Annotated in this window: 21 protein-coding genes; 13 read left to right on the top strand and 8 right to left on the bottom strand. The window is 52.5% G+C overall.

All coding sequences use genetic code 11. From position 1 onward, the window contains the following. Positions 1-82: 82 nt before the first annotated feature. From PXC00_RS09610 to PXC00_RS09565, 10 genes are all read left to right on the top strand, one after another. On the top strand, positions 83-1,588 hold the full coding sequence (locus PXC00_RS09610) for a 4Fe-4S dicluster domain-containing protein (protein WP_407654331.1): 1,506 nt from the start codon (positions 83-85) through the stop codon (positions 1,586-1,588). Positions 1,589-1,683: 95 nt separating this feature from the next. After that, entirely contained in the window at positions 1,684-2,721 is a 1,038-nt protein-coding gene (gene mutY, locus PXC00_RS09605; RefSeq protein ID WP_316934937.1) for an A/G-specific adenine glycosylase, read from the top strand. 29 nt (positions 2,722-2,750) lie between these two features. Further along, positions 2,751-3,299 carry a GNAT family N-acetyltransferase gene (locus PXC00_RS09600; RefSeq protein WP_316934936.1) on the top strand — a complete coding sequence of 183 codons (549 nt, stop codon included), beginning with the start codon at positions 2,751-2,753 and terminating at the stop codon, positions 3,297-3,299. Further along, positions 3,290-3,817 carry a GNAT family N-acetyltransferase gene (locus tag PXC00_RS09595; RefSeq protein ID WP_275845322.1) on the top strand — a complete coding sequence of 176 codons (528 nt, stop codon included), beginning with the start codon at positions 3,290-3,292 and terminating at the stop codon, positions 3,815-3,817. Before PXC00_RS09600 ends, PXC00_RS09595 begins: the two co-directional genes overlap by 10 nt. A gap of 70 nt (positions 3,818-3,887) precedes the next feature. Then, on the top strand, positions 3,888-4,649 hold the full coding sequence (locus PXC00_RS09590; RefSeq protein ID WP_275845320.1) for an NYN domain-containing protein: 762 nt from the start codon (positions 3,888-3,890) through the stop codon (positions 4,647-4,649). Between the two features lie 187 nt (positions 4,650-4,836). Further along, on the top strand, positions 4,837-5,955 hold the full coding sequence (locus PXC00_RS09585) for a polysaccharide deacetylase family protein (protein ID WP_275845318.1): 1,119 nt from the start codon (positions 4,837-4,839) through the stop codon (positions 5,953-5,955). A gap of 408 nt (positions 5,956-6,363) precedes the next feature. Further along, positions 6,364-7,263, top strand: a complete 900-nt coding sequence (locus tag PXC00_RS09580; protein WP_316934935.1) for a hypothetical protein — start codon at positions 6,364-6,366, stop codon at positions 7,261-7,263. 229 nt (positions 7,264-7,492) lie between these two features. Continuing rightward, the gene (locus PXC00_RS09575) at positions 7,493-8,551 is read left to right on the top strand and encodes an inorganic phosphate transporter (protein WP_275845313.1); all 1,059 of its coding nucleotides are present in this window, start codon (positions 7,493-7,495) and stop codon (positions 8,549-8,551) included. A gap of 67 nt (positions 8,552-8,618) precedes the next feature. Then, positions 8,619-9,239 carry a DUF47 domain-containing protein gene (locus PXC00_RS09570; RefSeq protein ID WP_275845311.1) on the top strand — a complete coding sequence of 207 codons (621 nt, stop codon included), beginning with the start codon at positions 8,619-8,621 and terminating at the stop codon, positions 9,237-9,239. A 130-nt stretch (positions 9,240-9,369) separates the two neighbouring features. Beyond that, the gene (locus PXC00_RS09565; RefSeq protein ID WP_316934933.1) at positions 9,370-10,782 is read left to right on the top strand and encodes an MATE family efflux transporter; all 1,413 of its coding nucleotides are present in this window, start codon (positions 9,370-9,372) and stop codon (positions 10,780-10,782) included. 25 nt (positions 10,783-10,807) lie between these two features. On the opposite strand, the gene PXC00_RS09560 is transcribed toward PXC00_RS09565, so the two are convergent. After that, positions 10,808-11,458: an HAD family hydrolase gene (locus PXC00_RS09560; RefSeq protein WP_275845307.1), complete on the bottom strand. Its 651-nt coding sequence runs from the start codon at positions 11,456-11,458 to the stop codon at positions 10,808-10,810. Between the two features lie 287 nt (positions 11,459-11,745). On the opposite strand from PXC00_RS09560, the gene PXC00_RS09555 reads away from it, so the two are divergent. From PXC00_RS09555 to PXC00_RS09545, 3 genes are all read left to right on the top strand, one after another. Further along, entirely contained in the window at positions 11,746-12,768 is a 1,023-nt protein-coding gene (locus PXC00_RS09555; RefSeq protein ID WP_275845305.1) for a hypothetical protein, read from the top strand. 285 nt (positions 12,769-13,053) lie between these two features. Then, positions 13,054-15,162: a methyl-accepting chemotaxis protein gene (locus PXC00_RS09550; RefSeq protein WP_275845303.1), complete on the top strand. Its 2,109-nt coding sequence runs from the start codon at positions 13,054-13,056 to the stop codon at positions 15,160-15,162. Positions 15,163-15,301: 139 nt separating this feature from the next. Next, a complete protein-coding gene (locus PXC00_RS09545) occupies positions 15,302-16,225 on the top strand; it encodes a LysR family transcriptional regulator (RefSeq protein ID WP_275845301.1) in 924 nt (307 codons plus the stop codon). A 46-nt stretch (positions 16,226-16,271) separates the two neighbouring features. Here PXC00_RS09545 and metF read toward each other — a convergent pair whose 3' ends face one another. From metF to rsxC, 7 genes are all read right to left on the bottom strand, one after another. Further along, complete coding sequence (gene metF, locus PXC00_RS09540; RefSeq protein WP_275845299.1) at positions 16,272-17,129, bottom strand: methylenetetrahydrofolate reductase [NAD(P)H]; 858 nt, start codon at positions 17,127-17,129, stop codon at positions 16,272-16,274. Then, positions 17,126-19,402: a 5-methyltetrahydropteroyltriglutamate--homocysteine S-methyltransferase gene (metE, locus tag PXC00_RS09535; RefSeq protein ID WP_275845356.1), complete on the bottom strand. Its 2,277-nt coding sequence runs from the start codon at positions 19,400-19,402 to the stop codon at positions 17,126-17,128. The genes metF and metE overlap by 4 nt, the downstream gene beginning before the upstream one ends. Positions 19,403-19,626: 224 nt before the next feature. Further along, positions 19,627-21,099, bottom strand: coding sequence for an RnfABCDGE type electron transport complex subunit A (locus tag PXC00_RS09530; protein ID WP_275845297.1), 1,473 nt, complete (start codon positions 21,097-21,099; stop codon positions 19,627-19,629). Then, on the bottom strand, positions 21,099-21,875 hold the full coding sequence (rsxE, locus tag PXC00_RS09525; RefSeq protein WP_275845295.1) for an electron transport complex subunit RsxE: 777 nt from the start codon (positions 21,873-21,875) through the stop codon (positions 21,099-21,101). Before rsxE ends, PXC00_RS09530 begins: the two co-directional genes overlap by 1 nt. Positions 21,876-21,878: 3 nt before the next feature. Continuing rightward, the gene (locus PXC00_RS09520) at positions 21,879-22,448 is read right to left on the bottom strand and encodes an RnfABCDGE type electron transport complex subunit G (RefSeq protein WP_275845293.1); all 570 of its coding nucleotides are present in this window, start codon (positions 22,446-22,448) and stop codon (positions 21,879-21,881) included. Then, on the bottom strand, positions 22,445-23,392 hold the full coding sequence (locus PXC00_RS09515; protein ID WP_275845291.1) for an RnfABCDGE type electron transport complex subunit D: 948 nt from the start codon (positions 23,390-23,392) through the stop codon (positions 22,445-22,447). Before PXC00_RS09515 ends, PXC00_RS09520 begins: the two co-directional genes overlap by 4 nt. Then, on the bottom strand, positions 23,392-24,732 hold the full coding sequence (gene rsxC / locus PXC00_RS09510) for an electron transport complex subunit RsxC (RefSeq protein WP_275845289.1): 1,341 nt from the start codon (positions 24,730-24,732) through the stop codon (positions 23,392-23,394). The genes PXC00_RS09515 and rsxC overlap by 1 nt, the downstream gene beginning before the upstream one ends. Between the last annotated feature and the right edge of the window lie 76 nt (positions 24,733-24,808).

Genomic DNA, 24,808 nt, shown 5'->3' with positions numbered 1-24,808 from the left:
TTTGCTATAATAGGAGCAAAGCGAGAATGATAAACTTTTATCAAGCATTGAGGAAGACTACAAAGGAGAATTTGGAATGGCAATTAGAGGAATTCACTCTTCCGTTACGGACATTCGCCGTCAGGTTTTTACCGCAGTGGCACGCTTGGCCTATGAAGGGGGCGACTATTCCCGTATCGAAGAGATACCCTACAAAATTGTTCCCGGCGAGCGTGCCAGCTACCGCAACAGTATTTTTCTGGAACGCGCCATCGTCGGTGAGCGCCTGCGCCTGGCCATCGGTTTGCCGCTGCGCTCTGTTGAGCAGCATGCGCCGATTTCCGACGGTATTGTGGAAAGTGCGATTGCGGAAAAATACTACGATCCGCCGTTGGTCAACGTAATTAAATTTGCCTGCAACGCCTGTCCGGAAAAATCTGTGCATATCACGGATATGTGCCAGAACTGTCTTGAACATCCCTGCCGCGAGGTGTGCCCGAAGCACGCCATCTCCGGAGAAAACGGCAGAAGCGTGATTGACCAGGATCTGTGTATTAAATGCGGGCGCTGTGTGACAGTGTGTCCTTACAACGCGATTATTAAAATCGAGCGGCCCTGTGCGGCGGCCTGCGGCATGGATGCGATTTCTTCTGATGAACTGGGCCATGCCACCATCAACTATGACCGGTGCGTGTCGTGCGGGCAGTGCTTGGTTAGCTGTCCGTTTGGCGCGATTAGTGACAAAGGACAGATTTTTCAGGTGGTTCATGCCATTAAGCAGCCCGGCGAGATTTATGCGGCAGTCGCGCCGGCATTTGTGGGGCAATTCGGCCCGAAGATGACACCGGAAAAACTGCGCGGCGCTCTGCGGGAGCTTGGCTTCACCGATGTGGAGGAAGTGGCTGTGGGGGCTGACCTTTGCACCATTGAAGAGGCACATGATTTTCTGGACAATGTTCCGGACAAGCTGCCTTTCCTTGCGACTTCCTGCTGCCCGGCGTGGTCGGTGATGGCAAAGAAGGAATTTCCGGAGTACGAGAAATGCATTTCCATGGCATTGACGCCGATGGTGCTGACCGCCCGCCGGCTCAAAAAGGTGCACCCAGGCTGTAAGGTAGTCTTTATCGGGCCGTGTGCCGCGAAAAAACTGGAGGCAAGCCGGCGCTCCATTCGCAGCGATGTGGACTTTGTCCTGACCTTTGAAGAGGTCATGGGGATGTTTGAAGCTAAGAACGTTGACCTTTCCGGCGATCTTCCGGAAACGGAGCTGAACGAAGCAACAGCGGCGGGGCGCGGCTTTGCGGTCAGCGGCGGTGTTGCTAATGCGGTGGTGGAGGCTATTAAGAAAATTGATCCAGAGCGCGAAGTCAAGGTGCAGGCGGCGCAGGGACTGCGCGACTGCCGGCAGATGCTTCGCCTGGCAAAGGCGGGAAAGCTGAACGGCTACCTGCTGGAGGGAATGGCGTGCCCGGGCGGCTGTGTTGCGGGTGCCGGCACCTTGCAGCCGGTGGCAAAGTCGACGGCAATGGTAAAAATATACACGAACAAAGCAGATAAGAAAAACGCACTTGACAGCAAGTACAGGGAGATTGCCGATAAGCTCAACTGATGGTCTGTTAGCACATCATTCGTACAGAAAGGGAAAGATGCCTTGTCCGGTTAAGCCGGCAGGGCTTCTTTTATAGGGTCAGAGAAATGGAAGGAATGGGGATTGTCGAACCGCTGCTTCTGTGGTATGGTAAAAATAAGCGGGACCTGCCGTGGCGGCACAACTGCACGCCGTATCGGGTCTGGGTGTCTGAAATTATGCTGCAGCAGACGCGCGTGGAGGCAGTGAAAAATTACTTTGTCCGCTTTTTGCAGGCAGCGCCGGATATTCCGTCGCTGGCAGACCTGCCGGAAGAAAAGTTGCTGAAGCTTTGGGAGGGGCTGGGGTACTACTCCCGCGTGCGGAACTTGCAGAAAGCTGCCAAACTGCTTGTCAGTCGGTACGGCGGGCAGATGCCCGCATCTTATGCACAGCTGTTGGAACTGCCCGGTGTCGGCAGCTATACGGCGGGGGCGGTGGCATCCATTGCTTTCGGTCTGCCGTGCCCGGCGGTGGATGGCAACGTCCTGCGTGTCTGGATGCGGTTGACGGCAGACGGTGCTGACATTGCAGACCCGCACACCAAGCGGCAGACAGAAGCGGCTCTGCGGCCGCTGATGCCGGTGGGGCGCTGTGGCGATTTTACACAAGCGCTGATTGAACTGGGTGCGCTGGTGTGCGTGCCAAATGCCACGCCGAAGTGTGCGGTGTGCCCACTGGCGGATTTCTGCAAGGCGCACAGGCAGAAAGAGGAGCAGTGCTATCCGGTCAAAAAGCCGAAACCGCCGCGGCGGGTGGAACAGCGCACGATTCTTCTGCTGGAGCAGGCGGGCAGGATTGCGCTGCGAAAGCGTCCCGCCAAAGGGCTGCTTGCCTCTTTGTGGGAACTGCCGGGATTTGATGGCACACTGTCGCAGGAGCAGGCGATTGCGGCTGTGCGTTCGCTTGGTTTGGAGCCGGTTCGGCTGCAGCCGCTGGCGCCTGCCAAACATATTTTTACACATGTGGAGTGGCACATGACCGGCTGGCAGGTGCAACTGGCGCCGCTGCCGGACACGCACCGGCTTGTCTGGGCAACTGAGCAGGAGCTTCGGGAGCGGTATTCGCTGCCGAGTGCTTTCCGGCCGTTTTTGCAGAAATTTTTACAAACATAGCGGAATGGTTTGAAAGGTGTGACAATTTGATGTATAGTATAATCAGAAACATGAAAAAGGACGAATATTCTGAAGTTTATCAAATATTGGAAGATTCGTTTCCTGCCACGGAGCGCCGCACGCGGCAGGCGCAGCAGAGCCTGCTGAACGAACCGGCGTATCAGATTGTGGTCTGTGAGCATGAGGGTCGGGTAGGCGCTTTTCTGGCGTACTGGCAGTTGGAAGACTTTCTGTTTATTGAGCACTTTGCGGCGAATCCCAAGCTGCGCAACCATGGTCTCGGCGGGAAAATACTGCAGGACTTTTTGCAGAACAGTCAGCAGCGGACTGTTCTGGAAGTGGAACCGCCCGAAACTGAGCTGGCAAAGCGCAGAATCGGGTTTTACATACGAAATGGATTTTCCTTGAACCGTTACGGGTATAAACAGCCTGTGCTCACAGAAGGGCAGCAAACGATTCCGTTGTTGGTGATGTCCTCCGGCGGCGAACTGACTCTGCGGGAATTTCAGTGCTTCCGTGACGAAGTTTTCCAAAAGGTTTATCATGTTGGGGTTAAGGAAGGGAGTCTATGTTTGTAGAAACACAGCGGACGGTTTTGCGCAATTTTGCAGAGAAGGATTTGCAGGACGTCTGGGAGTATTCCAGCCAAAAGGGAATGGAAATGGCCGGACTGCTGCCGCATTGTTCTGTTGCGGAATCCGAGAAAGCGCTGAAAAAGGACTTGCAGAATCCGAATAAATACGCAATTGTATGCCGCAGCAGCGATAAAGTAATCGGTTATCTTTTGGTCAAGGAAGATTCAGAAGAACACCGCGCGGATACCAAAGAGTTTGGCTGCGTACTGAACAGTGCCTATCGGCAGCAGGGTATTATGACGGAAGTGATTCTTGCAGTCCTGCAAAAACTGTTTGAGCAGGAGATTTCCTATGTATGGGCTTGCTGCTTTCAGGAGAACCTTGCCTCCAAGCGGATGATTGAAAAGTGCGGCTTTTCTTTTCGACAGGAAGGTACTTATTTTGCTAAACCGCTGCGAAAAGAATACAAGAGTTTTGAGTATGTTTGGACGAAAGAAAATTGGCTTCGGAAAAATATGTAAATTTTTCGGATTTTCGTATGAAAAAAGCAGAAAATGAAAGAATATTGAAAAAAGAAAGGAGAGAAGAGAAATGCCTGGTGAAAATCGTTTTGCGGTGCTGATTGATGCGGACAATGTTTCCGGAAAATATATCCGTTATATTCTGGATGAAATCAGCAGCGACGGGATTGCAACGTACAAGCGGATTTACGGGGACTGGACGAAACCTTCACTTGCTTCCTGGAAGAACGTGCTGCTGGAAAACTCTATCATTCCGTTTCAGCAGTACGGCTATACAACCGGAAAAAGCGCGACGGACTCTGCCATGATTATTGACGCGATGGACATCCTTTACACCGGTCATGTGGATGGCTTTTGTCTGGTTTCCAGCGACAGCGACTTCACGCGGCTTGCGGCACGCCTGCGTGAGGGCGGCATGGTGGTAATCGGTATGGGAGAGAAAAAGACACCGAGCGCCTTTATCGCGGCGTGCAATAAATTTCGGTATCTGGAGGTGCTTGCCCAGCAGGCAGAGGAAACCGAAAAAGAGGAAGATGAGCCGGCCAAGCCGGAAATGGTGCCGCCGGACAAGGTTATCAACACCATTTACAATATGGTGCGCGATAATGCCGATGAGGAGGGCCGCGTGCTGATTGGTGATGTCGGCAACACGCTGGTGCGCCGCTATCCTGACTTTGATGTGCGTAACTACGGCTTTAAAAAGCTGAGTCTGTTTTTGCGCTCGCTGGATATGTTTGAAGTCATCAGCGTTCCGGCTGAAAACGGCAGAAATCGAATTTATTATGTGACGGAAAAGCCGGGCCGCCGGAAGAAGCCTAAGATTCATGTATGAGCATCGGCCGTGTTTCATATATAAGAGAAAGAGTTCTTCCGGAATCCTACAAAACTGTTTAGGCAGGTAACAAATCTTTAACTGGTATAAAGGCTGCACGGTTGCTATAATGAGATTATGGTAAACAAAAGGCAGAAAAAATAGCATTTTGTCTTTTTTACGGTGCAGGAAGAGGGAGTAAAAGAACATGTCAAGTCACAAAAGGATGAGTGCACGCGAGCGGCGCAGGCAGATACATAAACGCCACGCAGTCATTGTTTTAACCTGTGTGGTGCTGGTAGCTGCCCTGATTGGCGGCACTTACGGCGTTACGACACTGATGCTGCGGCAGGCCGAACCTGCGGGGGCGTCGAGTACGGTTTCCAGTCGAGCATCCGCGGGGAGTTCCGGCGTTTCATCGGCAGCGGCATCTTCAGAGGCGGCGCCATCCTCAACCGGCGACCCAACCCGTGCTGGCGAGGCGTTTGAGGTAAGCAAAACCAACTTGACAGGGTATCAGGCGAAGTACCCGAACCTTTACGTGAAAACCAAAGTGGGTCAGTGGAAAAATGCCGAGGACAAGGCCGTGTACCTAACTTTTGATGACGGTCCCAGCAATTTGACGCCAAAACTTCTGGAAGTGCTCAAGCAGTATAATGTAAAGGCAACGTTTTTTCTGACTAATCAGCCGGAACAGAAAAATGACATTCATTACATTCGCGATATTTACAAAGCAGGTTCTGTCTGCGCGGTGCACAGCGCGTCACACAACTACAAAAAGATTTACGCTTCAGTCGATGCGTTTCTGGCGGATTTCAACGAGATGTATGAACTGATTCAGAAAGAAACAGATGGGCATTGCGCGCCGTTTTTCCGCTTTCCCGGCGGCAGCAACAATCCGGAGATGTCCGCTTCTGTGCGCAAGGGCATCCTTCAGGAAATGACGCGGCGCGGTTTCTTTTTCTATGACTGGGATATTGACTCGCAGGACGCGATGGGCGCCGGCGCCAGCAAGATTTATGAAAATGTCATCAGCGGAATCCAGCGCGGCGGCAACATCCCGCTGATGCACAACAGCGCTGTGAAAAAAGCCACGCTCAGCGAAGTTGGCAGCATTATTCAGTACGGGGTGCAGAACGGCTACACCTTTAAAACATTAGACGGTACTTTGGACCCCAGTATGTACAGCTTTTCTAATTCGGTTTTTCTGCCGCTTCTCAAAGACAGCCCGAATTTCAAGCTCAGCGATAAGCACGAAGCGCGGTTTGCCTCTCTGCTCGGCATTTCCTCCGTGCCCACTTCTTCCACGGTTACGTCTTCCAATTAAATAGGTTTATTGAGCTGCACCCTGTTTGTTTTCGTGTGATACACTGATTTACGAATGGGGTGCAGCTTATTTTACGGTGGAATGTGGTATTGCATACACAAAGACAGAATTTCGGTAAAAACAAAAGTAAAGAATCAAAATATTACCAAATTGCATTGACTCGATTTTGAATACATGATGAAATAAAATCAGGAAATATATTCAAATTAATTAATTTATTCAGGAGTGAATTAAACTGAGAAGAGGTTTTCGGAAAATTGGAATTGTTCTAACGTCTACTGCACTTATATGGTAACTTGTAAATACCATGGTGCTTTGTACATATCATAATGTTTTCGAGAAAGAATGAAAACAATGAAAAAACGTGCTATTTGTTTTGGAGCGCTGGCTTTAGTAGGCGCCGTGCTGTTGAGTGCATCGGGTTGTGCGTCAGGTGAGAAAGTGTACGCACAGATGGCGGCATCCTCCTCTGCAGCGGCGGGTTCGGCACAGACAACTGGACTTCATAATCCGCATCAGACAACGTTTCGTCCCCTTGTGTGGCAGGCACAGGATACGTCGCAGGATGCGCACAGCGATGGCAGTGTCAGCCATGTGGTGCTGCAGAAAAACAGCAGTTCCCCAAAACTGTCGGTAACTTTGCCGTGGCAGATTTATGAGGTCTGCAGCAAGCTGAAGGATTGTACTTTGACTTACCGAACACCACAAACCAAGACCGAGAATGCACCGTCTTTGCAGCTTTTTTATAACGAAACAGAGCGATATACTTGGTCGCAGCATCTGTTTACTTTTCAAAGTGCCAGCGCTTCCGGCGGTTTGATAGATTCTCAAGGCCACGAAACATGGCCGTTGGGGGTGTACGACTCGCCGCAAGCGGACAAAGTGATTGCGGAGGAATACGATGCGTTTTCCAAACAGCCAGATGCTTCCGCCTATGCACCGAAGCAAATCACGTTTGGCGAACTACTCAGCAGGTCTGACTGGAAGGTTGAGCAGGTGATTCTGCAAAAAGGCCAGCACGGCGGTTCTTATAAAGAGGGCGAAGACAATGGAATGCGCACGTTGACGAAAGCAGCGGATATCGAGACTTTTCTGAAAAAGCTGGAGGGCTGCACGCTGACGCGGGCAAATGACAGCGCACTTACCAGCGAGATGTATAGCGTGGATTTGAAAGTGAACGGCGGGTTTTTCAGCTGGGAAGACAATGCTTGTACCACCCACCTGGGGTTGAAGCTGCAGGCAGGATTGCCGGTCGGAGACTATGTGTCCGTACAGGCGCAGAAAGTGGTTGACGAGTACTGTGCCTGAGTTGGGCGGTTTTGCGGGGCGTTTTGGCGCCCCGCTTTTTTTTACTTCGCATATAGAACATAAATCAATAGTAACTATGAAATATTTAGTTTCCATGCAAAAAGACTTACACAGAATCGAAAAGAAATTCTTGTATCTTGCCGAAAAACATGGTATGATAGGTTTGTTTGTTAAGAAAATATTAAGGTTCGGTTAAAACTGAATCGCGGCAAGGAGAAATCGATCTGTTATGGTGATCTCATTTTCCGACTTTGTGCAGCAGCTTGTGAACAGCCCGCCGTTTTTGATAACCGTGGTGCTCATTCTTGCCGCAATCGTTGTCAACGGCGGCACCGATGCGCCAAATGCGATTGCGACCTGCGTTTCAACCCGTTCCATTTCACCGAAAGCGGCTATTTTCATGGCCGCTGGTTTTAACTTGCTGGGCATTATCATAATGACGAAGCTTTGCCCGACCGTTGCAGAAACCATTTATAAAATGGTTGATTTTGGCGACAATGCGAACAATGCGTTAATTGCTGTCTGCTCCGCAATGATTGCCATTGTGGTTTGGGGCGCGGCGGCATGGGCGCTCGGCATTCCCACCAGCCAGAGTCATTCCCTGATTGCCGGGTTGACCGGTGCGGCGGTTGCCGTGCATAATGGCTTTTCTGGTATTAACGGTGGGGAGTGGGTCAAGGTTCTGTATGGTCTTGTGCTCTCCGCGGGTTTGGGCTTTGGTCTGGGGTGGTTGCTGACCAAATTAACAGCCGCTGTTTGTCGGAATATGGACCGCCGTCACACCGCCGGCTTTTTCCGCAACGCACAGGTTTTCGGCGGTGCGCTGATGGCATTTATGCATGGTGCGCAGGACGGACAGAAATTTATCAGTGTGTTCATGCTTGGTCTGCTGCTGGTGAATGGAAAAACCGCCGCTGCCGGTGGCATGATGCAGATTCCGCTTTGGGTCATGGTGCTGTGCGCCGTTGTTATGGCAACCGGTACGGCGGTAGCAGGGTCCAAAATCATCAAATCAGTCGGTATGAATATGGTGAAGTTGGAGCGCTATCAAGGCTTTGCCGCCAATATGGCAGGTGCCATCTGCCTGCTGATTTCTAACCTGACAGGATGGCCGGTCAGCACAACCCATACCAACACAACCGCCATCATGGGTGTTGGCGCTTCCAAGCGGATGTCTGCGGTGAACTGGGGCGTGGCAAAGGATATGGCGCTGACCTGGATTCTGACATTCCCTGGCTGCGGTATCATTGGCTTCGTTGTAGCAAAAGTCTGCCTCCTGCTCTTTTAAAAAGAATTGCTCATTTTTACATAGTGACTATGACTTTAAGGAAACTGACAAAGGAGCGTTATAACACGTGGCTAGAAAAAAGAGTCCTTATTATGATGGCTTTGTTGCAATGAACAGCTATTGCTGCAAGGCGGCGCAGACCCTGCAGGAAGTTCTGAATGACTTCAAGCCGGAGGTCCTTTCGCAGAAGCAGGAAGCGATGCATACGATTGAGCATGAGGCTGATAACGAAAAGCATAAGATGATGGAGCAGCTTGCGCGGGAGTTCATTACGCCGATTGAGCGGGAAGATATCATTGAGCTGGCGCAGGCTATCGACGATGTGACGGACAGCATTGAGGATGTGCTCATGCGGATGTATATGTACCATATGCAGGAGGTGCGCCCCGAAGCAAAGCAGTTTGCACAGCTGATTTTCAAGTGTTGCGAAAACCTGCAGCAGGTGCTTGAGGAATTCCACAATTTCCGCAAAGACACAAAAATTCACGCTCTGGTGGTGGAGGTTAACTCTCTGGAAGAAGAGGGCGACCGCCTGTATGTTTCCACGGTGCATCAGCTGTACGGGGAAGACGGCGAGCCTTCTGTGAAGATTGGCTGGGTGCGCACATTTGACTGCCTGGAAGAGTGCTGCGATGCCTGTGAGCATGTAGCGAATCTTGTGGAAAGCATCATTATGAAGAATACCTGAATTTGGGATGGAAAGCCCTGCCGCGCGGCAGGGCTTTTTTGCAGGCACTTTTCAAAAACGCAAAAAAGGTATATGATAATACGTATTGTCTGTAAAAGACGAAATCTGCGGGCAGAAAGGAGCATACGGCTTGAAATTAAAGTTCCTAAAGCAAAGTGCGGAGCAGCGGCGGGAGATGATTCTCAACGGCAGCATTCCGCGTTCCCTATTTATGTTGGCATTGCCGACTTTGATGATGGGCGTGGTGCAGTCGATGATGCCGCTGACCGACGGTCTGTTTATCAACAATGTGGCAGGCACACTGGTGGCAAGTGCGGTGACGTACTGCCAGCCGATTCTCAATATGGCGGTTGCGCTGTCGCAGGGGCTTGGCGCGGCAGCTATGGCGATGATTGGCCAGACAAACGGTCGTGGAGAAACGGAGGAAGCCAAACACATTTCCACGCAGGTGATGGTGTTTGCCTTTGTACTGGGTCTGTGCCTGGTTCCGGTGCTGGTGTTGGTGTCTTTTCCGGTTTCCGCGCACGTTACGCCGGAAATTTCACGGAATGTTTTTCTTTATATCGCACTTAATGCGGCAGTGCTGCCGTTTTCGTTTCTGGAGTCGATTTACAATGCAATCAAAAATTCCAGCGGCAAGCCGGAAGCAACATTGGTGCGAATGCTGATGATGCTCACCTTGAAAATCCTTTTCAACTGCATCTTCATTGTCTGGCTGCGGCTCGGCATTGTGGGCTGCGTGCTGGCGTCCCTGGGGGCCAATGTTATTGTCAGCGTTTGGATGTACTTTGAACTCTTTGTGCTGAAAAGTGAAGACAAGCTGGAACTGCATGGCTTTCACTTTGACCGCGGCATTTTGCGGCAGCTCATTCACATCGGCATTCCCTCCATGATTTCCAGCGTCATGCTGCAGATTGGCTTTTTCCTCATTAACAATGAGGTGCAGAAGTACGGCGCTGTGGTGCTCAATGGGCAGGGGATTGCAAACAATATCACGAATATCTGCTTTAACCTGCCCTCGGCGTTCGGCGCTGCGGTCACCACCATGGTTAGCATGAACATCGGCGCGGGGCAGGCAAAACACGCTCGCCGGTGTATGTGGGTCGGCTGTTTGTTCAGTATGATTACAGCCGTGCTGATTATTGCGATTGTGGTTCCGCTTTCACCGTATCTGACGGTGCTGTTTACACGCGAAAAAGAAGTGCTGTTTATCGCCAATCATGCCCTGCACATTTACACATATTCCGTGGTTGGGTTCGGCGTGTGCATGGTGGAGCAGGGCGCTTTCATCGGCCTGGGGCGCACCAAGGTGCCCATGGTCATCGGCTTCCTGCGCATCTGGGCGCTGCGCTATGTATTTATCCTGTGCACAGAGTCGGTTTTAAGCTTTTACTCTGTCTTTTGGGGCAATCTGTTTTCTAATTATGTGGCGGCAGTCATCAGCACCCTGCTGATTATGCACGTCGAGTGGAAAAGTATGCTGGATGACGGTTCGGCTCCCCCGAGGCGGCACCGTTCCCTTTTGCATTTGCCCAAACATTAAAAAGAGCCTTGCGGCAGGCAGCTTTTCAGAGGCTGTCCGCCGCAAGGCTTTTCGTTTGCCAATGAACGCCGGCATGGTGCAGGTCTTGCGTCAGTGCATCAAAGCCGGTTTCATACAAATGGGTTTGCAGACCTAGTTTCTCAGCTGCTGCAACATTTGCTTCGTTGTCGTCAATGAAAAAACATTCTTGCGGTTGCAGGGAATAACGGGAGAGAAGCGTGTGAAAAATAGCAGCGTCAGGCTTTACTTGCTGTACGTCTGCCGAGTAAACAGCGCCGTCCAAAATGGAAAACGCCGGTATCCGATGGCTGTAAACGTGCAGGCGCACGCCGGTGTTGCTCAGCACATAAATGCCGTAACCGGCACGGTGCAGGGCAAAAGCAAGGTCGTTTGTTTCGGGGATGGGGCGCAGATAGGTATGCCAGCCGTAAAACAGCAGGCGCGCCGATTTGCGCAGGCGTTCAGGCAGCTGCGCGAGCATTTCGGCAAGCGCCTGCGTTTCGGTAATCTGACCGGCATCAAGCTGCTGCCAAGTTTCACCGCCGAACAAAACGTCTGTGATTTGTCGGCAGTCACCGGCGTCTGCGCTTTCTCCCAAAAAAGCAGCGGTGTACTGCTCCGGGCAGTAGTCAATCAGCACACGCCCCATGTCGAAAACAATATTTTTTACAGCCATTTTGCAGCATCCTTTCTGTTTATGCTTGGCACAGAAAAAGCAGGAACCGAACGGAATTTTCTTGTTTATTATAGCATAAAAGGGAACCGGAGTAAACTGGTACAGCTGCGGTTTTATGCATACGAAGCAGCTGAAAATCTATTTTCATGGGCACACTTACAAATTTTCAGTTTTCTGACCTGCAGGTCTTGCACGCGCAGGGGAATTGTGGTATATTAACTACAGATAGATTTATTGCAGATTAAATGTGTATGTGACTATCTTACAGAACATTCGGAGGGAGTAAAATGCACTTCGCTGGAAGAAAAGTTTTTGCCGTATTTGCGGCGGCTGTCATGGCAGGCAGCCTGTCTGCGGTCGGAGCAAACGCCGCGCAGCTGTCCCGCTCTCAGATGATGGTAAAGGAAGCGTCGGCGGTTTATCACATGACTGCACCGATTTCCGGCGTTGGGTATACTACGACGGCTGTATCAAAAGAAGTTGCCGCAGGCGGCAGCTTTGAACTGCGTGTTGCCTTGCAGCCTGGCTTTCAGAAGCAAGCCCCGGTGGTCTGTGTGAACGGTGCACAGATTGCACCGCTGGAGATGGACAGTACACAGCATACCTATACCTATGTTCTTCCGGATGTATGCGCGGACGCTGCCTTTACCATTTCGGCACTTGCAGATTCGGCGGATATGCACACAACCGGTACGGCGGACTCACAGCCGGAGCCGGAAACGCCCTCCGGCTTTCCGCTGCATTACAACGGGCAGACGTGCGCGGACTTAACAGGCACCCAGTCTCTTTGCAGCGGCAGACTGCTGACGTTTCGCGTTTACAGCAGCGCTGCGCCGCAGACAGTGCGCAGCGGTAACGGCAAGGTCGGCAGTGTCAACGCAGTGATGCAGGCATGGGATGCACAGACGAAAACTTCTGTCTGGCAGGTGTATGGGGTCGCTTCCTCTGCCCGCAGCGGCGACTGCGCCGGCATTTATGCGCAGGTGGATGGCAGCCTGGTCAAACTGTTTACTGTGCAGCTCACCAAGCCGCCCTATACCTGTGACACAACGATGGACATTTCGGTGAAATCCGGGCAGCAGTACTGGGCAAAGGTGAGCATTGCTAAAGGAACGAAAGTTTCTTACACAGCAGGGAATGGCTTGGTTGTGGCTACACGCATCAAAAACGGTAGGCATCCGATTGATCTCGGCGATGGGAAGGATACGTATTATCTGGGGCTGCAGGGAGGCAGATCTGGTAAAACCGGTCTGTACCTCACGGCAGGCAGTCAACAGTACTGTATGTTCCGCGTTACCGTTACAAAATAAAACAATAAGCGCTCCGGCAGATTCGCCGGAGCTTTTTTGACGGTTTTCCCGGCTAAAGCAGTGGGAGGCCGTCTTTTCTTATGGATTCCAATCCGCTTTGATTTTCTTGTATTTGCATAATCTTCTCTGCTAGAAAGAAGGAGAATACTCTGAAATTTAGAATAATAAACAATATAAATTTATTTTATAAAAGATACTTGTGCAATAAGCAAAAACGTGGTAGAATAGATTAAAAGAAATAAGAAAAGTTTCTTTTATATTTTCACACCCACAGGAGGGAAAAATATGAATCGGGGAAAGAAATCCAAAACCAGTTCACTGCGGAAACGTTTTAGCAAGCTCATTACCCTGAGCATTGTTTTGCTGGCAGTCGTCAGTATTCTGACCGGCGCGATTAGCAGCTACCGCGGACTGCTGAAAAATGTTGATAAAGATCTAAGCAGCATTGTCCAGATTGCCGACGGTGACATTTCCGGAAAAATTTCCAGTCTATGTTCCAACGCAAACCGCGAGGTGCAGGATGCCGTGACCAATCAGGGTCAGATTACGCTGCAAGATTTGAGCCGCGCCAGTTCCTCTCTCAAGACAAACGGCACCGATAACAGCGGCGCGGCACTGATCTCTGCGGACGGAACCGTACAGGAATCCACCAGCGACACGCTGAAAAGTGTGAAATTCGCGCAGGATACTGCCTTTAAGCAAGCGCTGCAGGGAAAAACGCTGCTGGGTTCAACCATTTCCACAGGGGATGGCAGTGTGTTCCTGCCGGTGTATGTGCCGGTCAACAACCAGCAGGATGTTGTGGTTTTTCAGCTGCCCAGCACTGCGCTCAGTGAGATTGTCAAGGATTTTCGCGTGGGCGATACCGGCAACGTTTTTCTTCTGGATTCTCAGGGCGTCATGGTTGCTAATATGCGCGCGGAGCTGGTGAACCAGCGCGCCAATTTCATTACGGATGCCAAAACGGATTCCAGTAAGCAAGAGGCCGCCAATGTTTATTCCCAAATGATTGCCGGCAAGTCCGGTGTGTCCAGTTATGCTTACAGTGGTGTGGAACGTGTCTGTTCGTACCGGCCGGTCACAGACGGCAACGGCTGGTCTGTGGGCGCTGTTGCGCCGATTTCAGAGATGACCAGTTCCATCGGCGGCACAGTACTGATGATGACCGTGTTCATTCTGCTTTGTGCGGTTCTTTGCGAAATCGTTACCATGAAGGTGGTGGTAAAAATCACAAAACCGATTACAGACTGTGCCGGCAGGCTGACACAGCTGTCAGAAGGCGACCTGCACACGCCGGTGCCCACAACGGATGCCACGGATGAAACCGGTATTCTTTTGACACAGTTGCGTGTAACCATGGAGCATTTGCAGAATGTGGTGCGCGACATTGACAGCTATCTGGGAGCAATCGCACAGGGGAATCTTTCCATGAAAGACCCGCCGGTTTATCCGGGCGACTTTGCGTCGGTTTCCAAATCCATCAGTACTATTTTGGCTTCCTTAAACCATGTCATGCAGGAAATCGAGCAAAGCTCCTCGGAAGTAACCGGAGGCTCCGAGCAGATTGCCGCGGGTGCACAGGCGCTCAGTCAGGGTGCAACCGAGCAGGCAAGCTCTGTGCAGGAACTGGCAGCAACGATTCAGGAGATTTCCAAGCAGGTAGCAGATAACACCCGCCACGCGGGTCGCGCGGAGGATAAGGCAACCGAAACCGCGCAGGAGTTGGAGCAGGGCAAAGCGCATATGCAGGACATGGTGCACGCTATGCAGCAAATCAGCGATGCTTCCAACAAAATTAACGAGATTATCAAGTCTATTCAGACCATTGCGTTCCAAACCAACATCCTTGCACTGAACGCAGCCGTGGAGGCGGCACGCGCCGGAGAAGCCGGCAAGGGCTTTGCCGTTGTGGCAGATGAGGTTCGCAATCTGGCAAACAAGAGTCAGGAGGCAGCACAGAACACCACGCAGATTATCGGGCACTCTGTGGAAATGATTACCGCAGGCATGAAGATTGCCGATGAAACGGCAGCGTCCATGGATCGAATTGTGGAAGCTTCTGAAGTATCTAATCGAATGGTACATAAGATTTCACAGGCTTCCAAGCAGCAGGATACAGCCATTCAGCAGGTGACAAACGGCATGGACCAGATTTCAAGCGTGGTACAGACCAACTCCGCCACTTCAGAAGAAAGTGCCGCGGCCAGCGAGGAACTATCCGGGCAGGCAGAAATGCTGAAAAAACTGGTCAGCTTTTTTAAGCTGCGCCAAACGCAGGAGGCGGCTGCTTCGGAAACCGGCAGCAGTCTTTCGGCAGGCACAGGTGCGGCAGCACCTGCCGCTAGGTCTGCAGAACCATGTGACAATGCTGCCGATAAATACGAAAACTATTGACCGGCAGTTATCTGCAAAAGGGCTTGCGTTCGCACAGAGCGCAGGCCCTTTTGCTGCTCTGCCTGCACCCTCCGCGGTTTGACAGACCGGTTCGGCAGGGGTATGATAAAAGAAGAAATACAGGAAAGAGGGAAAGAGCATGACTTTACAGCAGCTGCGGTATATATCTAAGATTGTGAACTGCGGGTCGATGAATGAAGCGGCGAAGCAGCTTTATATCGCGCAGTCCACGCTCTCCAGCTCCGTGAAGGAGCTGGAGAAAGAGCTGAAAATTGAAATTTTTTACCGCAGCGCGCATGGCATTTCCCTGACGGCGGAGGGGGCGGAGTTTCTCTCTTATGCCCGCCAGATTTTGGAGCAGACTGAACTGCTGGAGCAGCGGTACCTGAACCGTCCGCCGCAGAAGCAGCTCTGCGCGGTTTCTACTCAGCACTATGCTTTCGCTGTCGAAGCGTTTGTGGCGATGATTCGGGAAACAGACGCGGCGGAGTACAAATTCACCTTGCGGGAAACGCGCACGCACGATATTCTGGAGGATGTCAGCACCCTGCGCAGTGAAATCGGGATTCTTTACCTCAATACGTTTAACCGCAGCGTCATGACCAAGCTGTTTCAGGAAATGCACCTGCAGTTTCAACCGCTGTTTCTGGCGCAGCCACACGTATTTGTCAGCAGCCGGCACCCGTTAGCAGGGCGGCAGTCGGTGACATTGGAAGACCTTAAACCGTATCCCTGCCTTTCCTTTGAGCAGGGCGCTTACAATTCCTTTTATTTTTCAGAAGAAATTCTGAGTACGGAAGCACACGCTAAAAGCATTGCGGTGAGCGACCGCGCCACGCTGTTTAACCTGCTGATTGGGCTCAACGGATATACCATCTGCACCGGCGTGCTCAACCGCAACCTCAATGGCGACAATATTGTTTCGGTGCCGCTGCAGGCGGAAGACTCCATGCAGGTCGGGTGGATTTACAACAAAAAGGCGCGGCTGAGTGTTGCGGCACAGCGGTACCTGCAGAAGTTAAAGGAAATTTTAGAGCAAGACGGCTTTGCCGTGCTGTCTTAGGCATACATTAAAAACCCGCCCCGGCACAATGTGTCAGGGCGGGTTTTTAGTGAAAAAGGGTTGCGGTTGCTTCGCTGATTTTTCGGGCAACCAGCGGGTTGTTCATAGTGTAAAGATGAATGCCGTCGACACCGTGTGAAACCAGGTCGACAATTTGATCAACGGCATAGGCGATTCCCGCGTCGCGCATGGCCTCCGGATTGTCACCGTATTTGTCCATCATCACTGTGAATTTTTCCGGTAGTGCGGCACCGCACAGGCTGGTCATATGCAGAATCTGCTTTCGATTGATAACCGGCATGATGCCGGCCTCAATGGGGGCGGTGATTCCGGCGGCGCGGGCACGCCGGACAAACCGGTAAAAGCAGGCATTGTCCAGAAAAAGCTGAGAAATCAAATGGTTGGCGCCGGCGTCTGTTTTTTCCTTTAAGTGCTGCAGGTCGCTTTCGGCGCTTTCAGCTTCCGGGTGTACCTCTGGGTAGCACGCCGCAAGCAGGTGCAGACGGCTGCTGTGCAAAAAGGCAATCAGATTTGCGGCGTGCGGGAAGTCGCCCTGCGGCGGAAGCTCCGGCACTTTGTCGCCGCGCAGCACCAAAATGTTCTGTACGCCGTGTTCCAGCAGCTGGTCAGTGGTTTCGAGCGCCTGTGCTTTTGAAAGATACAGGCAGGGCAAATGCGCCACACTTTCCATGCCGAAGCGGTTTTGAATTGCGGCGGCAAGCGCAACCGTAGAAGTACTGTTTTGACTTCCCGCAGCGCCGTAAGTGACACTGATGAAGTCGGGACGCAGGCCACGCAGACCGTCCAGCGTGCGGTAGATGGTGTCAATGGGAGCAGAACGCTTTGGCGGAAAGACTTCAAAGGAAAAAACAGTGTGATTTTGGAACAGTGTTTCGGAAATCATGCCTCCAATTCCTTTCTCACAGCTTTTGCCGCCTGCACCAGATGGGTCAGGCTGGGCAGGGTTTCAGCAGTACCGCGTGTTTTCAGTCCGCAGTCCGGATTCACCCACAGCTTTTTGCGGTCCAGTTTGGCAAGCATTTTGTGCAAGGCGGTTTCCATCTCTTCAGCAGAGGGTACACGCGGAGAATGAATGTCATAAACGCCGGGGCCAACTTCTGTTTTGAACTGTGTTTCCGCCAGTGCGTCCAGCAGGGAAAGGTCGGAACGGGAAGCCTCAAAGGAGATGACGTCTGCGTCCATGGCGTCGATGTCAGCGAGAATATCTTGAAATTCGCTGTAGCACATATGCGTGTGAATCTGCGTTTCTGGTTTGACGCCGCTGTGTACCAGTCGGAATGCCGGCACTGCCCAGTCCAGATAGGCGCTGTGCCAGTCGCTTTTGCGCAGCGGCAGCTTTTCTCGCAGGGCCGCTTCGTCAATTTGGATGATGCGAATGCCGTGTGCTTCCAAGTCCAGAACTTCCTCCCGCACTGCCAGCGCAATCTGCAGGGTGGATTCCCGATGAGTGATATCTTCGCGCGGGAAAGACCAGTTGAGAATGGTTACCGGGCCGGTCAGCATCCCCTTGACAGGCTTTCGGGTCAGGCTTTGCGCGTAAACGGCCCATTCCACCGTAATCGGTGCTTTGCGGGAAACATCGCCCCAGATGATTGGTGGTTTGACACAGCGGCTGCCGTAGGACTGCACCCATGCCTTTTCGGTAAACAGGAATCCTTCCAAGTGCTCGCCGAAGTATTCGACCATGTCGTTTCGCTCATATTCGCCGTGAACCAGAACATCCAGCCCAATCTTTTCCTGCAGGGCAATGCAGTCCGCAATCTGCTGGCGGAGGAAAGTCCGGTATTCGGTGTCACTGATTTCGCCGTGCGCGTGACGTGCACGGGCGGCTTTCACCTCTTTGGTCTGTGGAAACGAGCCGATGGTCGTGGTTGGCAGCAGCGGCAGGCCGAATTCCGCTTTCTGAATCTGCTCCCGCTTTGCAAAGTCCGGCTTTCGTGTGAAATCCGCCGCAGTCAGGGCAGCCACCTGTGCGCGGACAGCCGGATTTTTGCCGGAACGTTCCGCAGCAAAGAGCGCGTCATTTTCCGCCAGAACACGCGGTGCATTGCTGTCGGTGCCATCTGCCAGCAATGCCAGTTCCTGCAGTTCCGCCAGCTTTTCCTGTGCAAAGGCGAAAGCAACTTTCTTTGCCTGTGGCAGCTTGGTTTCACTTTTCAGAGTATACGGAACGTGCAGAAGGGAGCAGGAGGTGGAAAGTGCGGTCTGCGCAGCGTAGGGCTGCAGCTTTTTCAGCAGTGCGAGCGTTTTGCTGTAATGATTTTTCCAGATGTTTTTGCCGTTTACAACACCGGCAAACAGAATTTTGTCAGCGGGGAATCCGTGCGCCTCTACCAGAGCGAGGCTTTCACGCCCCTCTGAAAAGTCCAGACCGATTCCGTCAAACGGCAGGTCGGCGGCCTGCGTAAAGCAGTCGCGGATGTCGCCGAAATACGTCTGCAGCAGCACTTTGGCAGTTCCTTTTTTGGCAAGAATCGTGCGGTACAGGTCTGTAAACAGCGCAAGGTCTGCTGCGGTGAGATCCATGACCAGTGCTGGCTCATCAAACTGTACCCAGCCTGCTCCGGCATCCGCCAGTTTGGCAAGCAGTTCAGCGTAGGCATTTGCAGTGTCCGGCGCGAAGTCTTGTGCGGTTTTTTCGGTGCGGAAACGTGCCAGCTTTAGGAACGTGTAAGGGCCAATCAGTACCGGCTTCGTCAGGATTCCGGCACGCTTGGCTTCCAGGAATTCATCCACCGGCTTGCTTCCAGCAAGGCGGATCGCCGTGTTGTCGTCCAGTTCCGGCACAACATAGTGGTAGTTAGTGTTAAACCATTTTTTCATGGCAAGCGCGTGCACGTCGCCCTGTTTATGCTGAAAGCCGCGCGCCATGGCAAAGTAGGTGTCCAGTTCGGAAAGCCCCAGCGCACGGAACCGTTCCGGAACCACATTCAGCAGAACTGCGGTGTCCAGCAGATTGTCGTAGTACGAAAAATCGTTGGAAGGAATCAGGTCAATCCCGGCGTCCTGCTGGGTTTGCCAATGTGTACGCCGCAAATCTGCGGCGGTCTGCGCCAGCTCTTCTGCGGAAATCTCCTGCTTCCAGTAATGCTGCAGGGCAAATTTCAGTTCTCGTTCCGCGCCAATGCGCGGGTATCCAATGACGGAAGTCAGCATATGCCACACTCCTATTTTTTTCATATTCTTTTTGTTTGGTATGAGTATAACACAAAATACCGGTAATCAGGTAATGGCATTTTTTGATGTACAGCTATCAAAATAATTGATAGCAGAGCAGGAAATTGCAGTGAAAGCCGATGGAAAAAAGCGCAAAAAATCAGGCTCTGTATGCCCAATGTGGGTATAGCAAAGCCTGGTTTTTATTCTATACGGGGCTGTCTTTATGTGTTTGCCGGTGTATCTGCTTTTGGTACAAGCATCATCGTCAAACAGCCGCGCGGACATTCCTTTGTGCACAGTCCGCAGCCCACGCATTTCTGCGGGTCAACAGTTGCGTTGAAGTTTTCAATGGTGATGGCCTCTTTCGGGCAGACCTTTGCGCACTTGCCGCAACCAATGCAGCCCACTTTGCAGACCTTCGTGGTTGCTGCGCCCTTGTCGCAGTTCGAGCAGCGGTTTACGGCCTGCCGTTTCTTCGGTACCATCTGAATCAGATGGCGCGGGCACGCCTGTGCGCACATGGTGCAGCCGACGCAGCGGGTGACGTCTACCACAGCGGCACCGTTGCAGACTTGGATGGCATCATACTGGCAGGCATTGACGCAGTCGCCGATACCCATGCAGCCGTAAGCACAGCTGGTGGGGCCGCCTGAAACCAGGCTTGCAGCCGCACAGGTAGAAATGCCTTCGTACACCACTTTGTCTGTGCAGTTGTCATCATTGCCCAGGCACTGGACAACCGCCACTTGTGCGTCGGCGCTGCCGCCGACACCGAGGTAGTCGCCGATTGCTTTTGCAACAATTGCACCGCCGGGTGCGCACAGGCCGGGTTTTGCCTCTCCCTGTGCCAATGCGGCGGCGTAACCGTCACAGCCTGAAAAGCCGCACGCGCCGCAGTTGGCGCCGGGCAGCATGGCGCGGATATCCTCTTCCTTTTGGTCTTTCGGAACGGCCAGAATGGTGGAAGCTACCGAAAGAATCAGGGCGAACAGAATGCCTAGTACGCAGACGGTGACCACCGGAATGATAATCTGCATGGAGCCGGAAAGCTCTATGGTAGAGGTTTTCGGTGCTTCCAGCGTCACAGAACCGAACATCCCGTCAACCATACCGGCAAAGCCCAGAAACGAGGCTGCTACCAGGGAGGCGGAAACCAGTGTAATGGGCAGACCCTGCATGAATTTCGGGAAGTCGTTGCGTTCGGTGCGCTCGCGGACACCCGCAAAAATCACCATGGCCACTAAGAAACCGACACCGGAGCCAAAGGCATTGACCAGCGCCTGACCGTAGTTTTCGTTTTTGGTCAGAACCAGCTGCGTAATGCCCAGCACGGCGCAGTTGGTGGTAATCAACGGCAGGTAAATGCCGAGCGCTTGGTACAGGGCGGGCATCGATTTTTTGAGGATAGTTTCAATCAGTTGTACCAAGGAGGCAATGATTAAAATGAACACAACCACCTGCATATATTCCATGTTGTAGGGTTTCAGCAGGTACTGGTCAATGGGGAAGGTGACCGCAGTCGAAATAAACATAACCACAATGACCGCCATGCTCATGCCGGTTGCGGTGTCCAGCTTTTTAGAAACGCCCAAAAACGGGCAGATGCCGAGGAACTTACTGAGAATGTAGTTTTCCGTTAAAATAGAGGAGAGGAAAATGGAAAACAGCGAAACGAGAAACTGGTTTTTATCCATTACCGCTCACCTGCCTTTTCCTTTTCCGCAGGCTCGCGAATAAATTTGTTTTCCACAGCGCTTTGAGCCGAAACCTGTGCCGGCGCGTGCGCTGCCTGCTTTTCCTCAATATGTCCGCAGCAGCCGCTCATTGGGCAGGAACTGCAGTTCATTTCGAGCACCGGCTTGCCGCCGCGGCGTTCGGTGATGTAGTTGGTAATCGCCATGAGAATGCCAAACACAAAGAAGCCGCCGGGAGGAAGCAGGAAAATGATGATGCCGGGGTACATGGACGGCAGTACCTGCAGACCGAAAAACGTACCGGAACCGAGAATTTCACGGATGGTGCCCATGAGCAGCAGCGTCAGGGTAAAACCGCAGCCCATACCCAAACCATCCATGATGCTGGGCAGCACTTTGTTTTTGTTTGCAAAGCCTTCCGCACGGCCCAGAATGATGCAGTTGACCACAATCAGCGGCAGGTAAATGCCGAGCGTGTCTTTCAGTCCGGGTGAAAAAGCCTCAATGAGCATTTGCACAACAGAAACGAAGCCTGCAATGATGACAATGTAACAGGGAATGCGGACTTTGTTGGGAATCACGTTGCGCAAAGCGGAGATAACGGCGTTGGAGCAAACCAGAACAAAGGTGGTGGCAACGCCCATCCCGATGGAGTTGCTGGCCGCGGTGGACAGCGCCAGCGTGGAGCAGCAGCCCAGAACCAGACGAAGAACCGGGTTTTCCTTAATCAGACCTTTGGAAAACTCATGCCAAAGGCTTGTTTTCGTTTCAGCCATCTGTCAGGCACCTCCTTTTACAGTGTTGAATGTTTTGACTGCCTGATTGACAGCATCTGTAACCGCGCGGCTGGTAATGGTTGCGCCGGTCAGTGCGGCAATCTGCCCGTCGCCGGTTTTGCCGCTTTTGTTGACCTCAAACTGACCGCTGTCGGGCACCTTCTGCTTGTACTGGTCACGGAACGAAGCATCCTGTGCATTCAGACCTAAGCCGGGGGTGTCACTGGTTTCCAGCAGATTGACACCGGTAACTTTGCCATCTTTGCTGATGCCGGTCATGACTTTGACGTCGCCGCCGTAGCTTTTGCTGGTGGTTGTAAAGACATAGCCTGTCACGGCACCGCCCTTTTTGCCGACCGAGTAGGTCACGCCCTGCGAGGTTTTGGTTTCAAAGGAGTCAGCGCCCGGCAGCACCTGCTGCTGGCTCGCCTGCTCATTTTGCTGATTGATTTCCACAATCTTGTTTTTGGTCAGTTCGTTGGTGAAAGCAAGCATCAGCGAAACAATCAGACAAATTAGAAAGAGGACGACAACCGGTTTGGCAACATCCTTTGCAGTGACTTTTGTTTTCATTGCTTTGCCGCCTCCTTTGCTTTCTCCGGCGCTTTGCCAAAGGCGTGCGGGCGGGTGGCGCGCTCAATCAGCGGTGTGAGAATGTTCATGATGATGATGGAATAAGAAACGCCTTCTGGCAGAGAGCCGAACTGCCGAATCAGCATGGTCAGGCAGCCGCAGCCGATGGCGTAAAAAATCTGTCCTTTCAACGTAATAGGGCTGGTGGTGTAGTCGGTTGCCATAAAGATGGCACCCAGCAGCAGACCACCTGCCAGAATATCCATCAGGACATCGCGTCCCATCAGCAGGGAAAGGAATGCTGCTGTGCCGATGTAAACCAGTGGAATCACCGGCGTAATCACCTTGCGGTATAGCAGGTAGGCAAAGCCGAGCAACAGTGCCAGTGCGCAGGTTTCGCCCAGGCAACCGCCGCGGTATCCCAAAAACAGCTGCAGGTAATCCGGCGTCAGGCTGCCGCCCTCGTTTAAAATTCCAAGCGGGGTTGCCGTGGTCGCGGCGTCTGCCGCCATCGGCTTTGGCCATGTTGCCATTGGGCCGGGAAAAGAGTTCATCAGGATAATGCGTGCCATCAGTGCCGGGTTGACAAAGTTCTGCCCGATGCCGCCAAACATCTGCTTGACTACCACAATGGCAACCACATCGCCGAGCATGAGCATCAGCGGGTTTAAGGAAGACGGCACGTTCATCGCCAGCAAAATGCCGGTGACAACAGCCGAAAGGTCGAACATCGTGTTTTCACGCTTCATAACCTTGCGGCTTAAGTATTCACACAGTACACAGGTCAGTACCGAAATGATCAGCAGAAGCGCGGCGCGCCAGCCGAACAGGATGACCGAAGCCACCATGGCTGGCACCAGCGCGATGATTACGTCCAGCATGATGCGCTGGGTTGTGGCAGAAGTGTGAACGTGCGGGGAAGAAGAAACCATTAACTTGCCCATTATTTTTTAGCACCTCCTGCTTTGACGAGCGCTTTACCTACGCGGATTGCCTGCACCAGCGGCCGGCCAGCCGGACAGTTGTAGGCGCAAGTGCCGCATTCCATGCAGTCCATGATGTCGTAATCCACCAGTGCGTCCACGTCCTTTGCTTTGGCGTAAGCTTCCAGTCTGGTTGGTACCAGATGCATCGGGCAGCCCATTACGCAGCGTCCGCAGCGGATGCAGGCGGTCATTTGGGGTTTGTGCGCTTCCGTCTCGTCCAGACAGACAAGGCCGTTGTTTTGTTTCTGCACCGGTACGTCCAAAGTGGGGACAGCCATGCCCATCATCGGGCCGCCAACCAGCACTTTGGCAGGTTCACCTTTCATACCGACAAAGGCCAGCACATCGCGCACGCGGGTGCCGATGGGCACAATGACGTTTTTCGGTTCAGCAACAGCGGAACCGTCCACTGTCAGTCGCTTTTTTACGAGTGGCACACCGGTCTTGAGGTAGTCTGCCAGAAAGGCGACACTCGTGACGTTCATCACGATACATCCGACATCCGCCGGCAGCTTGCCCATGGGAACCACGCGGTCGGTGCAGGCTTTAATCAATACTTTTTCAGCGCCCTGCGGGTAAGTGGCCCGCAGCGCCAGCACCCCGACGCTTTTGTCGGTATTGCGCGTGTCCGTGTCCAACATAGAGCGCAGTTTTTCTATGACCTGCGGTTTGTTGCTTTCAACGGCCAGAATGCCGCGGCTCAGCCCAAGCATTTTTTTTACAGTGAAAACGCCGTCCAGTACGCTGGCGGTGTTTTCCAATGCTTCGCGGTTATCCGCGGTCAGATACGGTTCGCATTCTGCCACATTGATAATCAGCGTGTCGACCTTTTTTCCCTCTGGAACATTCAGTTTGACGTGCGTTGGAAATCCCGCACCGCCCAGACCAACCAAGCCGGACTCCCGAACGGCTGCCAGAAAGCTCTTCAGGTCGGTGATGTTTGGCGCCTTCAGGTCTGGACACATCTCCATCTTTCCGTCGGAGGCAATGATAACGGCATCGCCGTAACCACCGCCGCAAAGCTGAATTTTCTGAATGGCCTTGACCTTGCCGGAGACACTGGCATGAATCGGTGCGCTGACAAATCCGGTACTGTCGCCGATCTTTTGACCGACTGTTACGGGGTCGCCGGGCTTGACCATCGGTTTACAGGGCGCCCCCACATGCATTTGCATGGGGATGGCGACTTCACTGGGAACCGGCATGACCACCGACTCCGACTGCGCGGCGTGCTTCCGATGCGGAACCGCCGCACCGCCGTGCGTTCGGAATGGCTTTTGTGGAAAGCTCAATTCCATACTTTTCCCTCCAATACATAAACTTAACTAAAAATCTATAATCACTACCTTGCGTGAAGATAGGAATATACGAAAA

It is taken from the genome of Caproicibacterium argilliputei (genome assembly GCF_029211325.2).
Lineage (GTDB): Bacteria > Bacillota > Clostridia > Oscillospirales > Acutalibacteraceae > Caproicibacterium > Caproicibacterium argilliputei.
The sequence above is the reverse complement of the archived record's forward strand: the minus strand, read 5'-3'. Positions and strand labels throughout refer to the sequence as shown.